The organism is Streptomyces sp. WAC04114 (assembly GCF_019733245.1).
Lineage (GTDB): Bacteria > Actinomycetota > Actinomycetes > Streptomycetales > Streptomycetaceae > Streptomyces > Streptomyces massasporeus_A.
The window spans coordinates 154,156-170,448 of record NZ_JAIGQA010000002.1; the positions used below are offsets into that span (position 1 = coordinate 154,156).

14 protein-coding genes and 2 pseudogenes are annotated in these 16,293 nt (G+C 71.3%); 9 read left to right on the forward strand and 7 right to left on the reverse strand.

The annotated features are described in order from the left end of the window. Positions 1 to 56: 56 nt before the first annotated feature. Together K4G64_RS01640 and K4G64_RS01645 are read right to left on the reverse strand one after the other, a co-directional pair. Positions 57 to 593, reverse strand: a complete 537-nt coding sequence (locus K4G64_RS01640; RefSeq protein WP_221754215.1) for a MarR family winged helix-turn-helix transcriptional regulator — start codon at positions 591 to 593, stop codon at positions 57 to 59. Next, positions 580 to 1,716: a PP2C family protein-serine/threonine phosphatase gene (locus K4G64_RS01645; protein WP_221754216.1), complete on the reverse strand. Its 1,137-nt coding sequence runs from the start codon at positions 1,714 to 1,716 to the stop codon at positions 580 to 582. The genes K4G64_RS01640 and K4G64_RS01645 overlap by 14 nt, the downstream gene beginning before the upstream one ends. A gap of 304 nt (positions 1,717 to 2,020) precedes the next feature. Here K4G64_RS01645 and K4G64_RS39745 point away from each other — a divergent pair, with 304 nt between their 5' ends. The 4 genes and pseudogenes from K4G64_RS39745 to K4G64_RS01665 all read left to right on the forward strand — a co-directional run. Beyond that, positions 2,021 to 2,191, forward strand: a complete 171-nt coding sequence (locus tag K4G64_RS39745) for a hypothetical protein (protein ID WP_260459833.1) — start codon at positions 2,021 to 2,023, stop codon at positions 2,189 to 2,191. 504 nt (positions 2,192 to 2,695) lie between these two features. Beyond that, entirely contained in the window at positions 2,696 to 2,887 is a 192-nt protein-coding gene (locus K4G64_RS39750) for a hypothetical protein (RefSeq protein ID WP_260459834.1), read from the forward strand. Between the two features lie 162 nt (positions 2,888 to 3,049). Next, on the forward strand, positions 3,050 to 4,273 hold the full coding sequence (locus K4G64_RS01660; protein ID WP_221754218.1) for a sodium:proton antiporter: 1,224 nt from the start codon (positions 3,050 to 3,052) through the stop codon (positions 4,271 to 4,273). Between the two features lie 31 nt (positions 4,274 to 4,304). After that, positions 4,305 to 4,625 (forward strand): annotated as a pseudogene (locus K4G64_RS01665) (VOC family protein); the annotation flags it as partial. Positions 4,626 to 4,637: 12 nt separating this feature from the next. Here K4G64_RS01665 and K4G64_RS01670 read toward each other — a convergent pair. Beyond that, on the reverse strand, positions 4,638 to 7,052 hold the full coding sequence (locus tag K4G64_RS01670) for a SpoIIE family protein phosphatase (RefSeq protein ID WP_221754220.1): 2,415 nt from the start codon (positions 7,050 to 7,052) through the stop codon (positions 4,638 to 4,640). 151 nt (positions 7,053 to 7,203) lie between these two features. On the opposite strand from K4G64_RS01670, the gene K4G64_RS01675 reads away from it, so the two are divergent. Continuing rightward, a complete protein-coding gene (locus K4G64_RS01675; RefSeq protein WP_221754221.1) occupies positions 7,204 to 8,667 on the forward strand; it encodes an aldehyde dehydrogenase family protein in 1,464 nt (487 codons plus the stop codon). Positions 8,668 to 8,722: 55 nt separating this feature from the next. Here the strand turns inward: K4G64_RS01675 and K4G64_RS01680 are convergent, their stop codons facing one another. Both K4G64_RS01680 and K4G64_RS01685 read right to left on the reverse strand, forming a co-directional pair. Continuing rightward, entirely contained in the window at positions 8,723 to 9,112 is a 390-nt protein-coding gene (locus K4G64_RS01680) for a hypothetical protein (RefSeq protein WP_260459835.1), read from the reverse strand. A 93-nt stretch (positions 9,113 to 9,205) separates the two neighbouring features. Beyond that, positions 9,206 to 9,781 (reverse strand): annotated as a pseudogene (locus tag K4G64_RS01685) (sigma factor-like helix-turn-helix DNA-binding protein); the annotation flags it as partial. A gap of 157 nt (positions 9,782 to 9,938) precedes the next feature. Here K4G64_RS01685 and K4G64_RS01690 point away from each other — a divergent pair. The 4 genes from K4G64_RS01690 to K4G64_RS01705 all read left to right on the forward strand — a co-directional run bounded on the left by K4G64_RS01690 (position 9,939) and on the right by K4G64_RS01705 (position 13,698). Next, on the forward strand, positions 9,939 to 10,307 hold the full coding sequence (locus K4G64_RS01690) for a hypothetical protein (RefSeq protein WP_221754222.1): 369 nt from the start codon (positions 9,939 to 9,941) through the stop codon (positions 10,305 to 10,307). A gap of 51 nt (positions 10,308 to 10,358) precedes the next feature. Then, positions 10,359 to 10,907: a GNAT family N-acetyltransferase gene (locus tag K4G64_RS01695; protein WP_221754223.1), complete on the forward strand. Its 549-nt coding sequence runs from the start codon at positions 10,359 to 10,361 to the stop codon at positions 10,905 to 10,907. Positions 10,908 to 10,966: 59 nt separating this feature from the next. Next, positions 10,967 to 12,922, forward strand: coding sequence for an SMI1/KNR4 family protein (locus K4G64_RS01700; protein ID WP_260459836.1), 1,956 nt, complete (start codon positions 10,967 to 10,969; stop codon positions 12,920 to 12,922). A 140-nt stretch (positions 12,923 to 13,062) separates the two neighbouring features. Then, positions 13,063 to 13,698 (forward strand): acetoacetate decarboxylase family protein, encoded by a 636-nt coding sequence (locus tag K4G64_RS01705; RefSeq protein ID WP_221754224.1) that lies wholly within the window; start codon positions 13,063 to 13,065, stop codon positions 13,696 to 13,698. Between the two features lie 48 nt (positions 13,699 to 13,746). Here the strand turns inward: K4G64_RS01705 and K4G64_RS01710 are convergent, their stop codons facing one another. Both K4G64_RS01710 and K4G64_RS01715 read right to left on the reverse strand, forming a co-directional pair. Continuing rightward, a complete protein-coding gene (locus K4G64_RS01710) occupies positions 13,747 to 14,754 on the reverse strand; it encodes an aminotransferase class I/II-fold pyridoxal phosphate-dependent enzyme (protein ID WP_221754225.1) in 1,008 nt (335 codons plus the stop codon). Next, the gene (locus K4G64_RS01715) at positions 14,751 to 16,091 is read right to left on the reverse strand and encodes a radical SAM protein (RefSeq protein ID WP_260459837.1); all 1,341 of its coding nucleotides are present in this window, start codon (positions 16,089 to 16,091) and stop codon (positions 14,751 to 14,753) included. The genes K4G64_RS01710 and K4G64_RS01715 overlap by 4 nt, the downstream gene beginning before the upstream one ends. Positions 16,092 to 16,293 lie beyond the last annotated feature (202 nt).

Below are 16,293 nucleotides of genomic sequence, written 5' to 3' on the forward strand. Positions count from 1 at the left end.
ATGCAAAAGAGGATGGACAGAGAAAAGCGCGCCCGGGTGCACTGGCCTTCCCAGGGCTACGTGTCGTGGCCCAACGGGGCGTCCACCGCCCAGCCCAGTGGGTGCGGTTCCGTGTCGTCCAGCGTCGGGGCGGGAGGCTCTGCCCCAGCATCGTTGAAAGCGCCGAGAGCCTCGATCAGGGCGAGGCGCTGCGTGGGGGTGAGCCGCTCCACGATCGCGGCGATCTCGGCGCGGCGCCGCCCGGTGACGTCCTCGACCGTGCGCCGCCCCTCCTCGGTGAGCTGGAGCAAGGTCTCTCGCCGGTTGGCCGGGTTGGACTTCCGGTCGGCGAGCCCCGCGGCGATGAGGCGGTCGACCATCCGCATGGCGGTGGACGGCGCGACCTGGAGAAGTTCGGCGAGCGCGACCAGCTTGGTGGCTCCCCGGGAGGACAGCACCACCAGCATCCGGAACTGCGGCAGCGTCACCCGGTCCTCCACCTCGGCGAGTGAGCGGGCGGAGACCGCCACCAGCAACCGTGACGCGGTCAGCACCGCGCGGGTCACGGCGTCGACATCTTCCATGGCCCCCGCAGGGCTCTCACTCTCTGACATGAGTCCTTTCTACCGTGCCGCAGTCCCTGTTCACTCTTCTGCCAGGAACGGACTCTCCCCCCTCATGGCCGAGATAGCGGAGCAGCAACATCGCCGCGTCATCGTGCGGCGGTCCGACGGAGTGCTGGGCGAGATCCTCCCGCAAGGCCTCCAGCGCCTGGTGCGCGTCGGGGCCCTTCAGCAGGTGCGTCCGCTCACCGACGGGATAGAAGCGGCCGCCCTCGTCGCGGGCCTCGGTGACGCCGTCGGTGTACAGCAGAAGCTGCTCACCCGGGGCGAAGCCCACCCGATACGGTTTCGGGCCCTCGCCCCCGTGTCCCCCGAGACCCAACGGCAGCGCGAAGGAAGGCGGTTGCGGGAAGTCGACCGTGCCGTCCCGGCGCACGATCATTGGGGCCGGATGCCCGTAGTTGAGGAAGACCGCCTCGTGCCCCGTGCCGATCTCGGCGAGGATCGCGGTGACGAACTTCTCCCCCTCCAGCTCCCGGGCGACGCTGCGCTCCAAGCGCTCGCCGAGCCCCGACAGATCGGCCTCGTCGTACGCCGCCTCCCGGAAGGCACCCAGCACCACCGCCGCCGTCTCCACCGCGGCCAAGCCTTTGCCCTGAACGTCTCCCACGATGACCCGCACACCGTGCGGGGAGGCCACCACCTCGTACAGGTCCCCTCCGATCCTGGCCTCGGCGACCGCCGATGTGTACGACACCGCCGCCTGCAGCGGCCCCGCGGTCAACGGTACGGGCCGCAGAAGTACCCGCTGGGCGACCTCCGCGATCGACCGCATGCTGGCCAGCTCCGCCTCCCGGTGTGAGCGCATCACCGCGGCCGCGACACCCACACCCGTGACACCAGCCACCGAGGCCAGCGCGGTGTAGCCACGGCGCCCGTCGAACAGCCCGTCGTACAGCCCGAGCGCGACGCACAGCACGAGTGCCGCGAGCCCGAACCAGGCCGTACGGCGCCACCCTCCGACCAACCCGGCGAAGGCGGGCCCGAGAGAGACCAGCGGCAGGAACCCGACACCGGGCCCTGCCACGATGTCCGTCACCGCGACCACCGACATCACCAGGATCGGCGTACAGGACAGCAGCGTCCAGCTCGACGGCGGCTTCCGGTCGGTCATGCGGCACTCCTGCGATGTCGCGGCTGTCGAGAGCCGCCGGTCTCCCGCAGGCGCCCCTCCCCCTACCTTTAGACTATGCAAAAGTACCCTCCGCGACAGGCCCCCTCACCGGCCGCGACCGCATGACGGCCCTCGATGTCGTGTCGTACGACCGCGCGGAGCCCGGTTGGGCGGTTGCTTCCGGCTTCGGCCAGCGGGCCGTCTGGTATCTCAACTTGCGCGCCAGCCCAAGACCCTGATCCGGTTCGGGATCCGCTCGCACGCGGTCACCGCGCACTTCCTGTCCTCCGAGGAGGGTGCCGAGATGGCCGGCGACGCGCGCAGACACCCACGCGCCGCCCGTCGGCTGTGCGGGTTCGTGGGAGTCCCCGCTGACGGCGGTGAGGCGTCCTTCCGCGAGGCAGGACAGGCCATTCCCTTCGTGCGACTCGACGCCTCCGGTGAGGGCGGCCGGGACACGCACAGCCGCTCGTGATACCGAAACGTCACCCAAGAGCACTGGCGATCATATTTTGCTCTGTGCAAATATCGGGTATCAAGGGACGGTCGACGGCCGATCGGCACAGGACAACCTTCCGGCCGTCGGCCGGCCCCCTGCAGGACGCGGCGGTCGCCGTCCATGCTGCCCTTCCGAGGAGGAAAAGGGGACGTGACCACCCCAGAACCGGACAGACAAGGGACACCGGAAGACCCGGATGCCACTCCGTCCCGCGCCGGCGATGTCTGGCTGAAGTTCCTGGCGGACAACGAGCGCGCCATCCGCGCGTCCGCCCCCAAGGAGCCCTCCGCACAGGAACGGGCACCGGCCTGTCCATCTGGCCGATTCGCCGTCGGCCGACAGAACTCGCCTGGCCGGCATCCGGATCACGCACCGTCGGGGCACAGGGCAGATGCCGTGGGTGACCTGTGGCAGCCCGAAGGCCCCGGGCCGACTTGGCGAGAGCTCGACGGCCCCGCCAGACTCCGCCGTGCGGGCCGCGTGACCGCGACGGTCGCGGCCATCGGTCTGGCCCTCGGGGCTTGGTCACTGCTGTCCACCGTGGCGGGCACACCGAACGACGAGCCGGGTGGCGGAACGGTCCAAGAAGTGGAGGAGGCGCCGGAGGCCGTCCCCACGACCAGCCCCGGGTCCACCGCCGTCGAGCCGGCACCGACCGCGCCCATCGGGTGAAGGAGCCTCGTCCTTCCGGAACCCGGCAACCAACGGCGCGTCAGAGTGCCCGCCAAGAGCATGTCAATGCCGCGTCAAGGACGTGTAAGGTTCCCAGCGGTGTGCCGGGAAGTCTGGTCGGCGGTTGGAGGACAACTCTCTTCGCCGATCGGGGTTCTGCTCATGGTGCTCATCGTGGTCTTCGGGGTGGCGCTGCTCATAGCGGTGCTGTTGTCGGGGCTCGCCGCCCGGACCGTGCTGTCCACGTCTTTCCTCTTCCTCGTCGGCGGGGCCCTCGTCAGTGACGGGTTCCTTGGACTGATCCACATCACACCGGACAGCGGGATCGTGTCCGTCACGGCCGACCTGGCACTGTTCGCGGTGTTGCTCACCGACGGCATGCACGTCTCCTTCCCCAAGCTGCGGGAGAACTGGCGCAATCCGGCCCGTGCGCTCGGGCTCGGCATGCCGCTGGCGTTCGTCGGCATGGCACTGATCACCCACTTCCTGGTGGGGCTGGACTGGACGACGTCCTTCCTGGTCGGTGCCGTGCTCGCGCCCACCGACCCCGTGTTCGCCTCCGCCATCGTCGGCCGTAAGGAAGTTCCCTCGAAGCTGCGGCAGTTGCTCAATGTGGAGAGCGGCATCAACGACGGGCTGGCCCTGCCTGTGGTCCTCATCCTCATCGCCGCGGCCGGGCCGACCTCCGGGCACGCGGAGGCGTCGCTCGGGAAGATCGCGCTGGAGCTGGTGCTCGGCCTCGTCTTCGGCGTGGTCCTGCCCTTCGTGGTGATCGAGCTCGTACGGTTCAGGCTGCTGGGCGCCGAGCCCAAGCTGCAGCCGCTGCTGCCCCTGGCCATCGGCGTGATCCTGTACGCCCTGTGCCACCTCACGCATGCCAACCCCTACCTCGCCGCGTTCTCCGCGGGCGCGGTGCTCACCGCGCGGTCGCTGGAGGCGAAGGAGGCGTTCGAACCGCTCGGCGAGATGCTGGCCGAGCTGGCCAAGTTCGCCGCGCTGCTGGTGTTCGGGGCGCTCCTGACGCCGCAGTTGTTCGGCGACCTGTCCTTCGGCGGCTACGTCACCGTCGTGCTCGCGATCGTGCTCATCAGGCCGGCCTCGCTGCTGCTGTCCCTGGTCGGCACCCGCTTCACCCGGCAGGAGAAGCTGGTCGCCGCCTGGTTCGGGCCGAAGGGCTTCGCCTCCGTGGTGTACGGGCTGCTGGTGCTCCAGGCCGGGATCCCGCAGGGCCAGGAGGCGTTCACCCTCATCGCCGTGTGCATCGCCTTCTCGATCATCGCCCACAGCTCCACCGATGTGCCGATCGCCCGTCTCTTCAAGGTCGAGGACATCGCCGGCATTCCCGGCGACGAATCGGCTCCTGCCACCGCCCTCGACACCCACTGAGTCGTCAGCCCCGTCACTCGAATGGCGCGGCGCGGAGCGTGTCATCGGGCTCGAGGGCGTCGGGCAGGACATCGCCATGCTGCGGGTCCCGGACGGCCCCGGGCGGGTGGAGCCGGCGAAGTTCCACCGGCCGGCGGCCATCGCCCCCGAGCCGAAGGACGCTCCGGCGAACACGCTCGGTCTGCGTCGCGTCATGTTCGCCGTCGACGACATCGAGGACATCGTCGCCCGCCTGCGAGCCCATGGTGCCGAAGTGGTCGGCGAGATCGTGCAGTTCGAGAACATCTATCGGCTCTGCTACGTCCGCGGGCCCGAGGGGATCGTCGTGGGACTCGCCGAGCAGCTCGGCTGACTCGGGGTTTCCTCAGACATCGGGGAGTGTCTGCTCCGCCCAGATGACCTTGCCGTTCGTGGTGTGCCGGGCGCCCCAGCCCTGGCAGGTCTGGGCCACCAGGAGCAGCCCCCGGCCGCCCTCGTCGTAGGTGCGGGCCCGTCGCATGTGCGGGGCGGTGGTGCTGCCGTCCGAGACCTCGCAGATGAGGGTCCGGTCGTAGATCAGCCGCAGCTCGATGGGGGGCTCGGCGTGCCGGATGGCGTTGGTGACCAGCTCGCTGACCACCAGTTCGGTGACGAACACGCACGCGTCGAGGCCCCATTCGACCAGTTGCCGGCACGCGTTCTTGCGGGCCACGGCGACGGCGGCGGTGTCGGCCGGTACGTCCCAGGACGCCACGTGGGAGGTGTCGAGGGCGCGGGTGCGGGCCACGAGCAGGGCCACGTCGTCGGCCGGCCGTTCCGGAAGCATGGCCCGCAGGACCGCTTCGCACGTGCCCTCGAGTGAGGCGTCGGAGGTCCGCAGGATCCCGAGGAACGCGTCCATGCCGTCGTCGACGTCACGGGACCCGGCCTCGAGGAGACCGTCGGTGTAGAGCGCGAGCACGCTGCCCACGGGCAGCTCCCGTTCGAGGACCTCGAAGGGCAGACCGCCGAGCCCGAGGGGGAGCCCCGAGGGGACGTCGAGGAACTCCGCCTGGCCGTCCGGGGTCAGCAGCGCCGGGACGGGATGCCCGGCCCGTGCCAGGGAGCAGTGTCGGGAGACCGGGTCGTAGACGGCGTACAGGCAGGTGGCGCCGATGTCGCCGGTGCTGTCGGCGCCCGCGGCCAGGTGGCTGACGAGATCGTCCAGGTGGGTGAGCAGCTCGTCGGGAGGGAGGTCGACGTCGGCGAGGGTCCGCACGGCGGTCCGCAGCCGTCCCATGGTCGCCGAGGCCTGGATGCCGTGCCCGACGACATCGCCGACGACCAGCGCGACACGGGCCCCGGACAGCGGGATGACGTCGAACCAGTCCCCGCCCACTCCGGCTCGCGTGGTGGCGGGCAGGTAGCGGGAGGCGACGTCGAGGGCCGACTGTTCGGGCAGGCGTTGCGGCAGGAGGCTGCTCTGCAGGGTGAGCGAGGTGGCGCGCTCCCGGCTGTACCGGCGGGCGTTGTCGATGCAGAGGCCGGCTCTGTCGGTGATCTCCTGGCCGAGCAGCAGGTCGTCCTGATCGAAGGGTTCCGGGTTGCGGTGCCGGGAGAAGGTGGCCACTCCGAGGGTGAGGCCGCGCGCTCGCATCGGCACGGCCAGGACCGAGTGGAACCCGAACCGCCGCATCCGCTCCCCCCGCTCAGGGGTCTGGCGGAGCACATCCGCCATGGCCTCGCCGGTGATCCGCTGGATCAGCGGCCGGCCGGCGGCCAGGCACTCGGCCGCCGCCGACTTGTCCGGGTAGACGGCCACGGTGCCGTTCGGGACGACGGCCTCGGGACAGCCTTCGAGAACCGACTGGTGGGCGACGCGGCGCAGCCGCACGGGACCGTGCGGGGAGCCGGCGGGCGGGTCGTCGCCGTCGTCGATGGACGGCAGCAGGTCAACGGTGACGAAGTCGGCGAGGCGGGGTACGGCCACGTCGGCGAGTTCCTGCGCGGTGCGGACGAGATCGAGTGTGCTGCCGATGCGCAGGCTGGCCTCGTTCAGCAGGACCAGCCGCTGCCGGGCCACGTGCTGCTCGGTCATGTCGTGCGCCGAGAGCAGCACCCCCTGGGTATGGCCGTCGCCGGCCCGTACCGGGGCGAGGGACACGGTCCACACGCTGGGGCGTTCATGGCCCGCGAGCTGCAGCGAGACCTGGAGGTCCTGCCGCTCACCGGTGTCCAGGGCGCGTCGCATGGCCGCTTCGGTGTGGTCGGCCTGCGGGTGGTGCACGATCTCCGAGACCCGTAGTCCGCGCATCGCCTCCTCGGGCAGGCCGATCACCCGTTCCATGTCCGCGTTGGCCCTGACCAGCCGCAAACCGGTGTCGTACAGCGCCGTCGTGCAGGTGGACTGGGTGAAGCTCCGCCTGAGGAACGCGTCGTCCTCGGGGCTCACCCCGGAGTGGCCGACCGCTGTGAGCAGCAGCCACTCTCCGTGGCCGTCCCCGTCCTGCCGGAGGTGAGCCAGGAGGTTCACGGTGAGGACGTGTCCCTCGCGGTGCAGCAGCGTCGCCCGTCCACTCCACCTGGGGAGCGTGAGCAGGGAGCTCAGGGTTTCCGGCGGGGGTCCGTCGGCGAGCAGTGCCGAACCGGGCCGGCCGATCACCTCCGCTGCCCGGTAGCCGAGCAGCCGGCGTGCTCCCTCGCTCCATCCGGTGACGATGCCGTGCCCGTCCACCAGGGCCTTCGCGGTGGCGGCCTCGTCGACGAGGGCCTTGGGCGGTGCCCCGCTGCCTTCGCCCGGGACGGACGCAGATCTCGCCATGGAGCCTCAACCCGCCTCACCCGCTCGACATTCTTACTGCTTCAATCAGATATGTCCCAAGAATGACAGATAGCTCCGTCCCGGGTTGAATGGCCAGGAACGCTGAGGGGCCGCGTGGGAGCATCCGACGGCCGGGGCGGAGGTCGTGACCATGCCAGTCGACGGCGAACGGACCTGGCCGGACGCGACCGAGTGGACCGGGAAGATCTACAGCGAGGGCTGGCGGTCCGCCGAGGGCGGCACCAGCCCGGTGATCGAACCGGCCACCGGCGAGCCACTGGCGCAGGTGGGCGTGGCCTCTCCCGCCGATGTCGAGCGGGCCGGTGCCCGCGCGGCCCGGGCCGCGCCCCCATGGGCGGCTGCCGGGGCGTCCGGACGGGCCGACGTGCTGATGCGAGCCGGTCTCGCCCTGCGGGAGCACAGCGGGGTCGTCCGCGAATGGATCGTCCGGGAGTCGGGGGGCGTCCCCGCCAAGGCCGACTACGAGATCACGGCCGGCCTCGACCAGCTCCAGCACGCGATCGGGCTCGCGTCGCAGCCCCTGGGCGAGGTCCTCGCAGCGCGGGCGCCCGGTGGGACGAGTCTGGCGTGGCGGGTACCGCTGGGAGTCGTCGGGGTGATCACCCCGTGGAACGCGCCGCTGCTGTTCGCGATGCGGGCGCTGGCGCCGGCTCTGGCCCTCGGCAACGCGGTGCTGCTCAAGCCCGACCCCCTGACTCCGGTGTCCGGCGGTGTGCTGGTCGCGGAGCTGTTCCGGGAGGCCGGGCTGCCCGAGGGCGTGCTGCACGTCCTTCCCGGTGGCGCGGCGACCGGGCGTGCGGTCGCCGCCGACCGGCATGTCGCGATGGTGTCGTTCACCGGCTCCACGGCGGTGGGGCGTGAGGTGGCCCGGATCGCCGGCGAAGGGCTCAAGCGCGTGGCACTGGAGCTCGGCGGCAAGAACTCGATCGTCGTGCTGGAAGACGCGGACGTGGAGGCGGCCGCCGCGGCGGGTGCCATGAGTTCGTTCGGCTACCAGGGCCAGGCCTGCGTCGCCGCGGGACGCCATGTGGTCCATGCGGATGTCGTCGAGGCGTACACCGAGGCGCTCGTCCGGCGGGCGCAGGCGCTGCCGGTCGGCGACCCCCGCGTCGAGGGGATCGCGCTCGGTCCGGTGATCAGCGAGCGGCAGGTGGCTCGGATCGAACGGATCGTGGACGAGAGCGTGGCCGCCGGAGCACGCGCGCTGACCGGCGGCAGCCGCGAGGGGCTCTTCTACCCGCCCACCGTGCTGGACCGCGTCGACCGGTCCATGCCGGTCTTCCACGAGGAGGTTTTCGGACCTGTCGCTCCCGTCATCCCGTTCCGCGGCGAGGACGAGGCCGTGGAGATCGCCAATGACACGGAGTACGGCTTGACCGCCGCCGTTCACTCCCGGTCCGCACCCCGGGCGACCGCCCTCGCGCAGCGGTTGCGCACGGGCATGGTGCACATCAACGACGTCTCCGCGAAGGACGCCGCGAACGCGCCCTTCGGCGGCATGGGCCTCTCGGGCAACGCCTCCCGCATCGGCGGCACCGCCAGCCTGGAGCAGTTCACCCAGTGGCGCTGGATGACGGCGCCCGGGTCGTTGTGAGCGGCTCGGTCATCCGCCGGCGTGAGGCAGGACCTCGTCGCTCTCCAGGCGGTCGCTACGCGAGCCAGAGCGCGCCGCGCCGATGGCGGGTCGGCGGTATGTCCACCATCTCCGCGGCGTCGAGGGCGAGTTCACCGGCGGCGGTGTTCACCAGTGCGAGAAGCGTCCCCACTTGGGTTCGCAGCCGCTGCCGTGCGCGGCGTTCCTCGACTGCGGACCACTGGGCCACGGACGCGTCCCGCCGGTATCGGGCGAAGGAGTAGACGTCCACGGCGCGGCGGACCTTGTCGGGCCGTGGCCTTCTGGACTCCCGTGCGGCTTGGGCGATGCTGTGTGCGCTGTACCTGAGGTCGTGGAGGACGACGGAACGCCAGGGCTTGCCCGAGGAGTTGTCGTAGGCACGCCGGCTGTGCGGAGGGCGGATGTGGTGGGCGGTGCGGGTCACGGGGCTCCGTTCGCAGCCACCGCCAGGGATCTCCTGGCGGGCTACCTGAAGCCCGTCGGCGCAGTGGAGCGTGTGTTTTGCATGCGCATGACCCTATCGCGCCGCTTCCGTGTGCGGGTCTGTCACGGGCTTTCCCGACTCCCGGGCCCACGGCCGGAGTTTCTCCGGGTTGCGGACCGCCCAGATGCGGGTGACGCGACCGTCGTCGACCTCGAACGCGGCCACGGTCATGACGACGCCGGCACGCTGGGCCACCAGGCCCGGCATACCGTTGACGGACCGTTCCAGGAGTTCGAGCCCCGGGGCCTTGTCGGCCATGGCGACCATGTACTGGGCGATGCGCGCGCCGCCCTCGACCGGGCGCAGGACGGTACCGACGTTGCCGCCGCCGTCGGCGGTCATCACGGCGGCCGGGTTGAGGACGCGGACGAGGGCCGCGATGTCCTTGCTCTCCCACGCCTCCTTCACGTGCCGCACCACGTCGGCCTGGCCGGTCGCCGCAGCCCGGGGGTGCGCGCCGCCCACCCGCCGCCGGGCGGAGGCAGCGAGTTGCTTGCAGGCGGCGGGAGTTCGGCCGAGGATGTCCGCGATCTCGGCGAACGGGTAACGGAAGACGTCGTGCAGGACGAACGCCACCCGCTCGGCGGGCGTCATCGACTCCAGGACGTTGACCAGTTGGCGATGCTCGCCCGCTATGTCGTCCGCGCCGGCCCCGGCTGCCCCCATGCTCGCGGCGACCCCCTCGCCTTACCTGTTGCTGCCTCGCGTCGTCGGGCTGGTGAGACCTTATCGATCTACCGCCCGACGGCGGAAGAGAGGACTGGACATGGCCACTCAGGTGACGGCGACGGCGCAGCGCGGCTCCACGTTCCTTCATGTCGCGATCGTTCTGCAGACGTTGACCATCTTCCTCCAGGCTGTCTCCGCCGGCCTGCTGCTGACCTCGTCCTACGGAGAGGTGCTGCACAGTGTCGGAGCCCGGGTGATGTACGGGGCGTCGATGCTGTACCTGCTCGCCGCGGTGCTGGCGTGGAAGCCGGGCGGCGGCTCTCCCCGGCCTGTCCGGCACGCGTCGGGTTTCCTCGTACTCGCCTCGGTCCAGGTGATCCTGGGCATCGCACACGTCCCGTCGCTCCATCTCCCCCTGGGCGTCCTGATGTTCGGCCTGAGCGTGCTGGCGTTGGCGCGGCGTTGAGGTCCGGCACGCCTGCCGTCGGGACTCGGGCGTCGCGATAAGTTGCCCGCCATGGCTGATCTCGGAAGCGGCACCTGGCCACCTGCCCCGTCGAGGACCGAACGGCTCGTGCTTCGCGCGTCCGAGGCCCGGGACCGTGCCGCGTTCATCGAGCTGTTCGCATCACCGGAGGTGGGCACCTACGTCGGCGGCTCCCGGCCGCGTGCGGAGCTCGAGCGCGCGGTGCCCGAGGTGCCCGGGAGGCGCCCCGGCCTCTTCGTGGTCGAACGCGACGGAACCATGATCGGAATGGTCACGCTTGATCGGCGTGACGCCGAGCGCCCGGGTCACGTCCGGCCGGGTGGCGGGGAGGCCGAGCTGGGCTACATGTTCCTGCCGGAGGCGTGGGGGCGCGGCTATGCCGCCGAGGCGTGTGCCGCCGTGCTCGACTGGTTCGCCGACACGTCCCCCGGCGAGCCGGTGGTGCTGTGCACGCGGAGCGCCAACGTCCGTGGGATGCGCCTCGCGGTGACGTTGGGGTTCGCCGAGGTGGAGCGGTTCGAGGAGTACGGCGCCGAGCAGTGGTTCGGCGTGTGGTCCCCGGGCACCGCCTCAGGCTGAGTCCGGTGGCTCCGCCGAGCAGTGACGCGTTGTCAGTGGTGGGTGGCAGCATCGGACCCATGACGGACACCACGGCATTCGACTGGCGGTCGTTCCTGCTCAGATGGAGCGAGGAGTGGGCGGATTCCTTAGCGGCCGACGATGAGACGCGGAGCGAGGACGACGAGGCCGCGCGGCGGGCACGGTGGCTGGGTTTCCCACCCGCCTCGCAGGGGCGGATCGCTGCCATGGAGGCGCGCCTCGGCCGGCGGATGCCCCCGTCGTACCGGGAGTTCCTCGAGGTCAGTGACGGATGGCGGCACGCGGGCGGCTTCGTGTGGCTGCTGGCGGGGACCGAGGACGCGCGCTGGCACAACGACGAGTCGGGGCTCGGCGCCATGTACGAGGAGTACCTGGACGAGGACGCCGGGCCCGAGGAGCGGCGGGAGGCGGACGTCTGGCGGCGCGGGCTGCAGCTCGACGTCGAATCCGACGCCACCTACGTCCTCATGGATCCCGACGACATGGACGAGAACGGTGAATGGGCCGTCTACACATGGGCGAGCTGGCGCGCCGCGCCGCCCGAACGGCACGCGAACTTCCGTACGTTCATGAGGGACATGTACCGGGAGTTCCACTGCCTGCGGGCGAACCCGGGCGACGGGGAACCGGAGTTCGTCAACGACACGACGCGCCGGCTGGACGCCCAGGTGGAGGAGGCCCGGCTGGAGGCGCTGCGCGGCGGCTGGGAGCAGGCCGGGAAGGCGTTGGACGAGGCCAAGGAATACGGCAGGCCGCGGGCGGCCGGGCTGGGTGACCAGATACGGCGCCTGCTCGGAGAGACCTACCTGGTGTCCTTCGAGGGTGTGGCGGCGGATCCGCGGTACGCGGGCGAGCTGCTGCCTCTCCTGGTCGCCGAGCACGCGGCGCACTCGTACCGGGACGACTCCACCCTGACGTTCGATCTGCGCGGCGCTGACGACGAGCTGGTGTCCGTGGCCTCCGCGCTGCTGGATCGGATGAGGAACGGCACGTACCGGTACACGGCGGCCGGACCCTTCGGGGAGGCGGTCGACAGGGCCCGGGAACTGGCGCGGTGGGGCGACACCGACGCGGCTTGGCGGACACTGATCGATGCCGTGCCTCTCTGGGAGCCACTGGGGCCGGACCACCTGGCACCGCTGGGGTGGGTGGCCGATCCCGTGCTCGGGCCGCTGCTGACCCCGGAGCGGGGCCGCGAGCTGCTGTCCACGCCCAGGGGCGGGCAGACCGGCGAGGCACCGGTTCCGACGGCGGGGCTCGATCCGGGCGGCCTTTCGTGGCTCGCCGAACCCGACCCGGGCAACAACCGCACGTCCTACCGGTTCGTCCTGGTGGAGGGAGTCGGGCCGGAAGAGCTGCCGGGGCGTCTCACGGACGGGGACGCCACCGTGCTGAACCACCCGATGACCTCCTGGGACGCGCACCACAGCTCGCTGCGCGGCAAGAGGGAATTCTCGTCCTACGACGACAGGGCTCTCATGGCGGTCGGCCGGGCGGGCACCGGCTGGAGCTTCGCGTTCGACGGCCGTCCGGCGCCGTTCGCCCGGCGGCGGCTCGTCTCCCCCGCCGCGGGCGCGAGCGCGGGCACCCGCGCGGTGGTGGTGTGGAGCGACCTGAGAGCAGGGCACCGGGAACGGTGCTTCCATCTTTCGGTGGCGCGCGACGGTGTCGAGCAGTACGCGTTCACCTACGCGGACGGGGAGATCGAGCAGAGCGGGGAGATACCGCGGACGCTGCACCCGAGCCTGTTCTTCGGTGAGCGGGCGGACGGTTCCGAGGCGGAGCGGCCACTGCTGGAAGCGGTGGAGGGCGAGTTCGGTGTCCGTCTGCCGCGTCATGCGATCGTGAACGGGCGGCTGCACACGTTCGTGACCCGCTCCTGGACCCGGCCGCCCGGGGACGGGGAGGGATACATGGTGATCAGCTTCCACGACACGGCCCCGATGCCGACGGGCGGCGAACCGGCGCCGGAGGAAGGTCCGGAGAGCAGGTAGACAACGGCTGAGGGACACGCCCCGGTCTCGTCGAGCCGACCGGGACGCGCCCGTGGCGCCGCCCCGCAGGCCCGCCCCGGCCGTCCCGGGTGGAACAATCGGTCGTACGAGTCCGAGCCGAGGAAGTCGGTCATCACGCCGTGGAACGACCAGCCGTCCCCTTTCCTCCCTCTCCGTGGCGCCTCACCGGCGACATGGTCGTCTCGCTGTGGCGCGTCCCGGCGGACGACCTGCCGTCCTGGCCCCTGCCCACCGGTGTCCGCCCCTGGGTCGTGCGGCGCCGCGCCACCCTGGTCACCTTCTGGGTCGACTACCGGCCCGGCGGCGTCCTCGCCTACCGCGAGTTCCTCGTCGCCCTGGCCGTGCGGCACGGGCACCGTCTCGCGGGCAGCACCGTCGTCGCCTGGGTCGACGACGACCGGGCCCTGGCCGGGGGACGCGCCCTGTGGGGCATCCCGAAGGAGCAGGGTGTGTTCACGCTCCGCGCGGACAGCCGGAGCACCCGGGCTGAACTGACCGCCGACGGCACTCCGCCCGTCCGCTTCACGTACCAGGACGTGCTGCGGCTGCCCTTCCGGCTGCCCGCGCGCGCCCATCTGATCCAGCGGCTGCCCGACGGTACGGAGTGCCGCGTGCCCATGCGGATCAGCGGACGGCCGTCGCTCGGCCGCGGTCGCGTCTCGACCGCGCCGGAAGCGCCGTTGTCCGTGCTCGCCCGGCGTCAGCCGGTGCTGTCCTTCGCCGTCCGCGACTTCCGCAGCACCGTGGGCGGCTGAGCAGCGACCCCGTGGGGGCTGTCGGCGGCGCCCGGTGGTTTCAGCATGTCACCGCCGGTGCGGGCCGAATGCGTCGGCGAGGCTGGTCAGGATGGAGCCGGACCATCTGCTCTCTCCGAACACGCCGACGGGCATGGCGAGCACGCCGTACTCGCGCCGGAGCATCTGCGCCGGGATCTCGACGGGGAAGAAGTAGTTGCCGGGACAAGTCCGGCTCGCCGCGGGAATCGCTGCGAGGACTTCGTCCGGCAACCGTTCGAAGAGCCGCTCGGCCCGTGCGGCCAGTTCGTCGGCGACCTGCCGGGGCACGTCGCCGTGCTCGGTCAGCAGACGGTCGGCGAGTCTCAACTGTGCCGCGGTCGGCGGTTCCGCCCGGAGCGCCTCGGCCAAGCCGGCTTGCGCCGGGCCCAGCAGGACGACGCCGAACGTGCGGGGCCACAGCCATCCCTTGGTGACCGAATGCAGCAGGACGGCACTGCCGGTGTCCAGCATGCGCCGTGTACCGGCGGCGAAGGGGGCACCCAGGTCGTAGACGCTGTCGATCAGCAGGCGGCGATGTGGTGATTCCCGCAACCACGAGATCATCGCCGCGCACTCGGCGTCGGACAGGTATCGGCCGAGCGGCTTGCTGGGGTTGGCGAGCAGCAGGTATTCGGGCCGGTGGTCCGCCGGCGACCTCGGCAGGGCAGGCGCCGGCAGCGTCGGGTAGGACGCGGGCGCCAGGCCGGCGGCGCGGGCCAGCTCGAAGTAGACCGGGTACACGTCGCCGGGCAGCCACAACCGCGCCCGCACGGAGCGCAGCCAGTGGAACACCACGCCGAGCCCGTGCCGGACCCCTCGACCGACCATGGCGTGGCCGGACCACTCCTCCGGCAGCTGGTAGCGCCGAAGCCAGGCGCGGGCGAGATCGCACCGGTGCACCGTGGTCAGGTCGGTCGGCGGTTCCGGTCGCAGCGGAGCGAGCGCCCGGTAGACGTTGGTCTCGGCGGCGTCCAGGAGCGACGGGGAAGCGATGAGTCGGCGCTGCCGGAGTTGCTGGAACTCGCCGAACCTCATGCCGTCGCGCCTTCCGGCACGATCTCGCTGGCGCGGTCTTCCAGGGAGGCGTAGCAGCGTCCGTCGGCCACGACGTTCCAGCTGCGTGCGATCCCGTGGGTGCGTTCCCAGAGCAAGCTGGGTTCGGTGTAAGCGGCGATCCGCATGGGCTGTCCGTCCCAGCTGCCCTGGTAGACCGGCGCGCCCCAGGGCAGGCGGCTCGCGAGTTCGAAGCCGTGCTGCTCGGCGAACCCGGTGACGAGGGACAGCGAAACCTGGTGCTCTCGGCTCCAGACGTTGGCGGCGCGGTCGTAGTAGAGCGACTCGGTGCTCGTGGATACGTAGAGCTCCTTGAAGCAGACTTCCTCGACGCCTTGAGCCGCGGCCCACGAAAGGTAGTCGGCGACCTCGGCAGCGTCGGCGACGCCGCCGTGCTGGAGCACGCAGATCAGCCTCATCCGCAGCCCCGGCAGACGGTCACGTGCCTCGCGCCAGGTGCCGATCACGGAGCCGACCGGCGTGCGCAGCATCATCAGCCGCTCGTTGACGGTGTCGTCGTGGTGGTGCCGGGAGACCGCGAGCACGTTCAGGCCCGCGCCGCTCAGGGCCGCGAGGCGGTCGGCCCGGTCGGCGTGCGGGCCCTTCGCCAGGGTGTGCGCGTTGGTGATCAGGACGATCTTCGGGAAGGCCGCCGAGCACGCGGACACCAGGCGCAGCTGTTGTTCGAACGGTATGAGCGTGGGTTCCCCGCCGCCGGTGATCACCGCACGCTCGGCGCCCGCAGCACGGGCGCGCTCCAGCCAGTGATTCACCGCGTCCCACGGGACCCGTGCCGGCGCCTGGTCGCTGGAGATGGAGGCCGAGGAGAAGCAGAACGAACACCGGGCCTGGCAGGCGGAGGCGACCGGCAGAAGCGAGACCGAGCGCGGTCGGCTGTCGGCGTAGCGACGCAGTGCCGATCCGTGCAGGTGCAGGGAGGCGGCCATCGCATCCTCGACGGTCGTCGGGCGCAGAGTGAACTCGTGGCCCTCCTGGTCGAGTTCGTGGACCGCCGACAACCGGATGCGGGCCTCGTGGAGTTCCATGCCGAGGCCGGTCGACACGTTGGGCACCAGCTTGTCGGGGTCAACCGTGGTTTCCAGCACCAGCAGCCGGTCGCCCGGGATGGCCAGCCGGTCCAGCAGGCGTCGTGCTTTGCCGATGCCGATGCCCAGCTCCGCACGCGTCAGCAGGTGGAACCGGTCGGGAAAGGTGCTCTCCGGAATCCCCGCCTTGCCGTAGGCGAACGCGTACTTGTCGAAGCCCTTGGCGAAGTTCGACAGCACGATGACGTGGAAGCGCCGGCCGCTCTGATTCATCCCGTCATCATGCATGAACGGACCCGGCACGGCAGGGGCTTGAATGCGGCGCCCCTCCGGCCGTGCCGGAGGGGCGCGAGGGCGTTCCGCCGCCGCGTGCCCTCGGCCGGAGCCGCTCAGCAGCAGCGGCTCTGAGTGCGGGCCTCCTGGTGCCGGGTGCGCAGCACCTGATACTCGCGGCGGGTGGGAAGGGGGGCGTGGG

Coding starts and splice junctions, on each gene's coding strand:
- K4G64_RS01660 (WP_221754218.1), top strand. CDS start 3,050: ATGGTGCTCATCGTGGTCTTCGGGGTGGCGCTGCTCATAGCGGTGCTG.
- K4G64_RS01670 (WP_221754220.1), bottom strand. CDS start 7,052: ATGGCGAGATCTGCGTCCGTCCCGGGCGAAGGCAGCGGGGCACCGCCC.
- K4G64_RS01675 (WP_221754221.1), top strand. CDS start 7,204: ATGCCAGTCGACGGCGAACGGACCTGGCCGGACGCGACCGAGTGGACC.
- K4G64_RS01710 (WP_221754225.1), bottom strand. CDS start 14,754: ATGAGGTTCGGCGAGTTCCAGCAACTCCGGCAGCGCCGACTCATCGCT.
- K4G64_RS01700 (WP_260459836.1), top strand. CDS start 10,967: ATGACGGACACCACGGCATTCGACTGGCGGTCGTTCCTGCTCAGATGG.
- K4G64_RS01645 (WP_221754216.1), bottom strand. CDS start 1,716: ATGACCGACCGGAAGCCGCCGTCGAGCTGGACGCTGCTGTCCTGTACG.
- K4G64_RS01640 (WP_221754215.1), bottom strand. CDS start 593: ATGTCAGAGAGTGAGAGCCCTGCGGGGGCCATGGAAGATGTCGACGCC.
- K4G64_RS39745 (WP_260459833.1), top strand. CDS start 2,021: ATGGCCGGCGACGCGCGCAGACACCCACGCGCCGCCCGTCGGCTGTGC.
- K4G64_RS01690 (WP_221754222.1), top strand. CDS start 9,939: ATGGCCACTCAGGTGACGGCGACGGCGCAGCGCGGCTCCACGTTCCTT.
- K4G64_RS01715 (WP_260459837.1), bottom strand. CDS start 16,091: ATGAATCAGAGCGGCCGGCGCTTCCACGTCATCGTGCTGTCGAACTTC.
- K4G64_RS01695 (WP_221754223.1), top strand. CDS start 10,359: ATGGCTGATCTCGGAAGCGGCACCTGGCCACCTGCCCCGTCGAGGACC.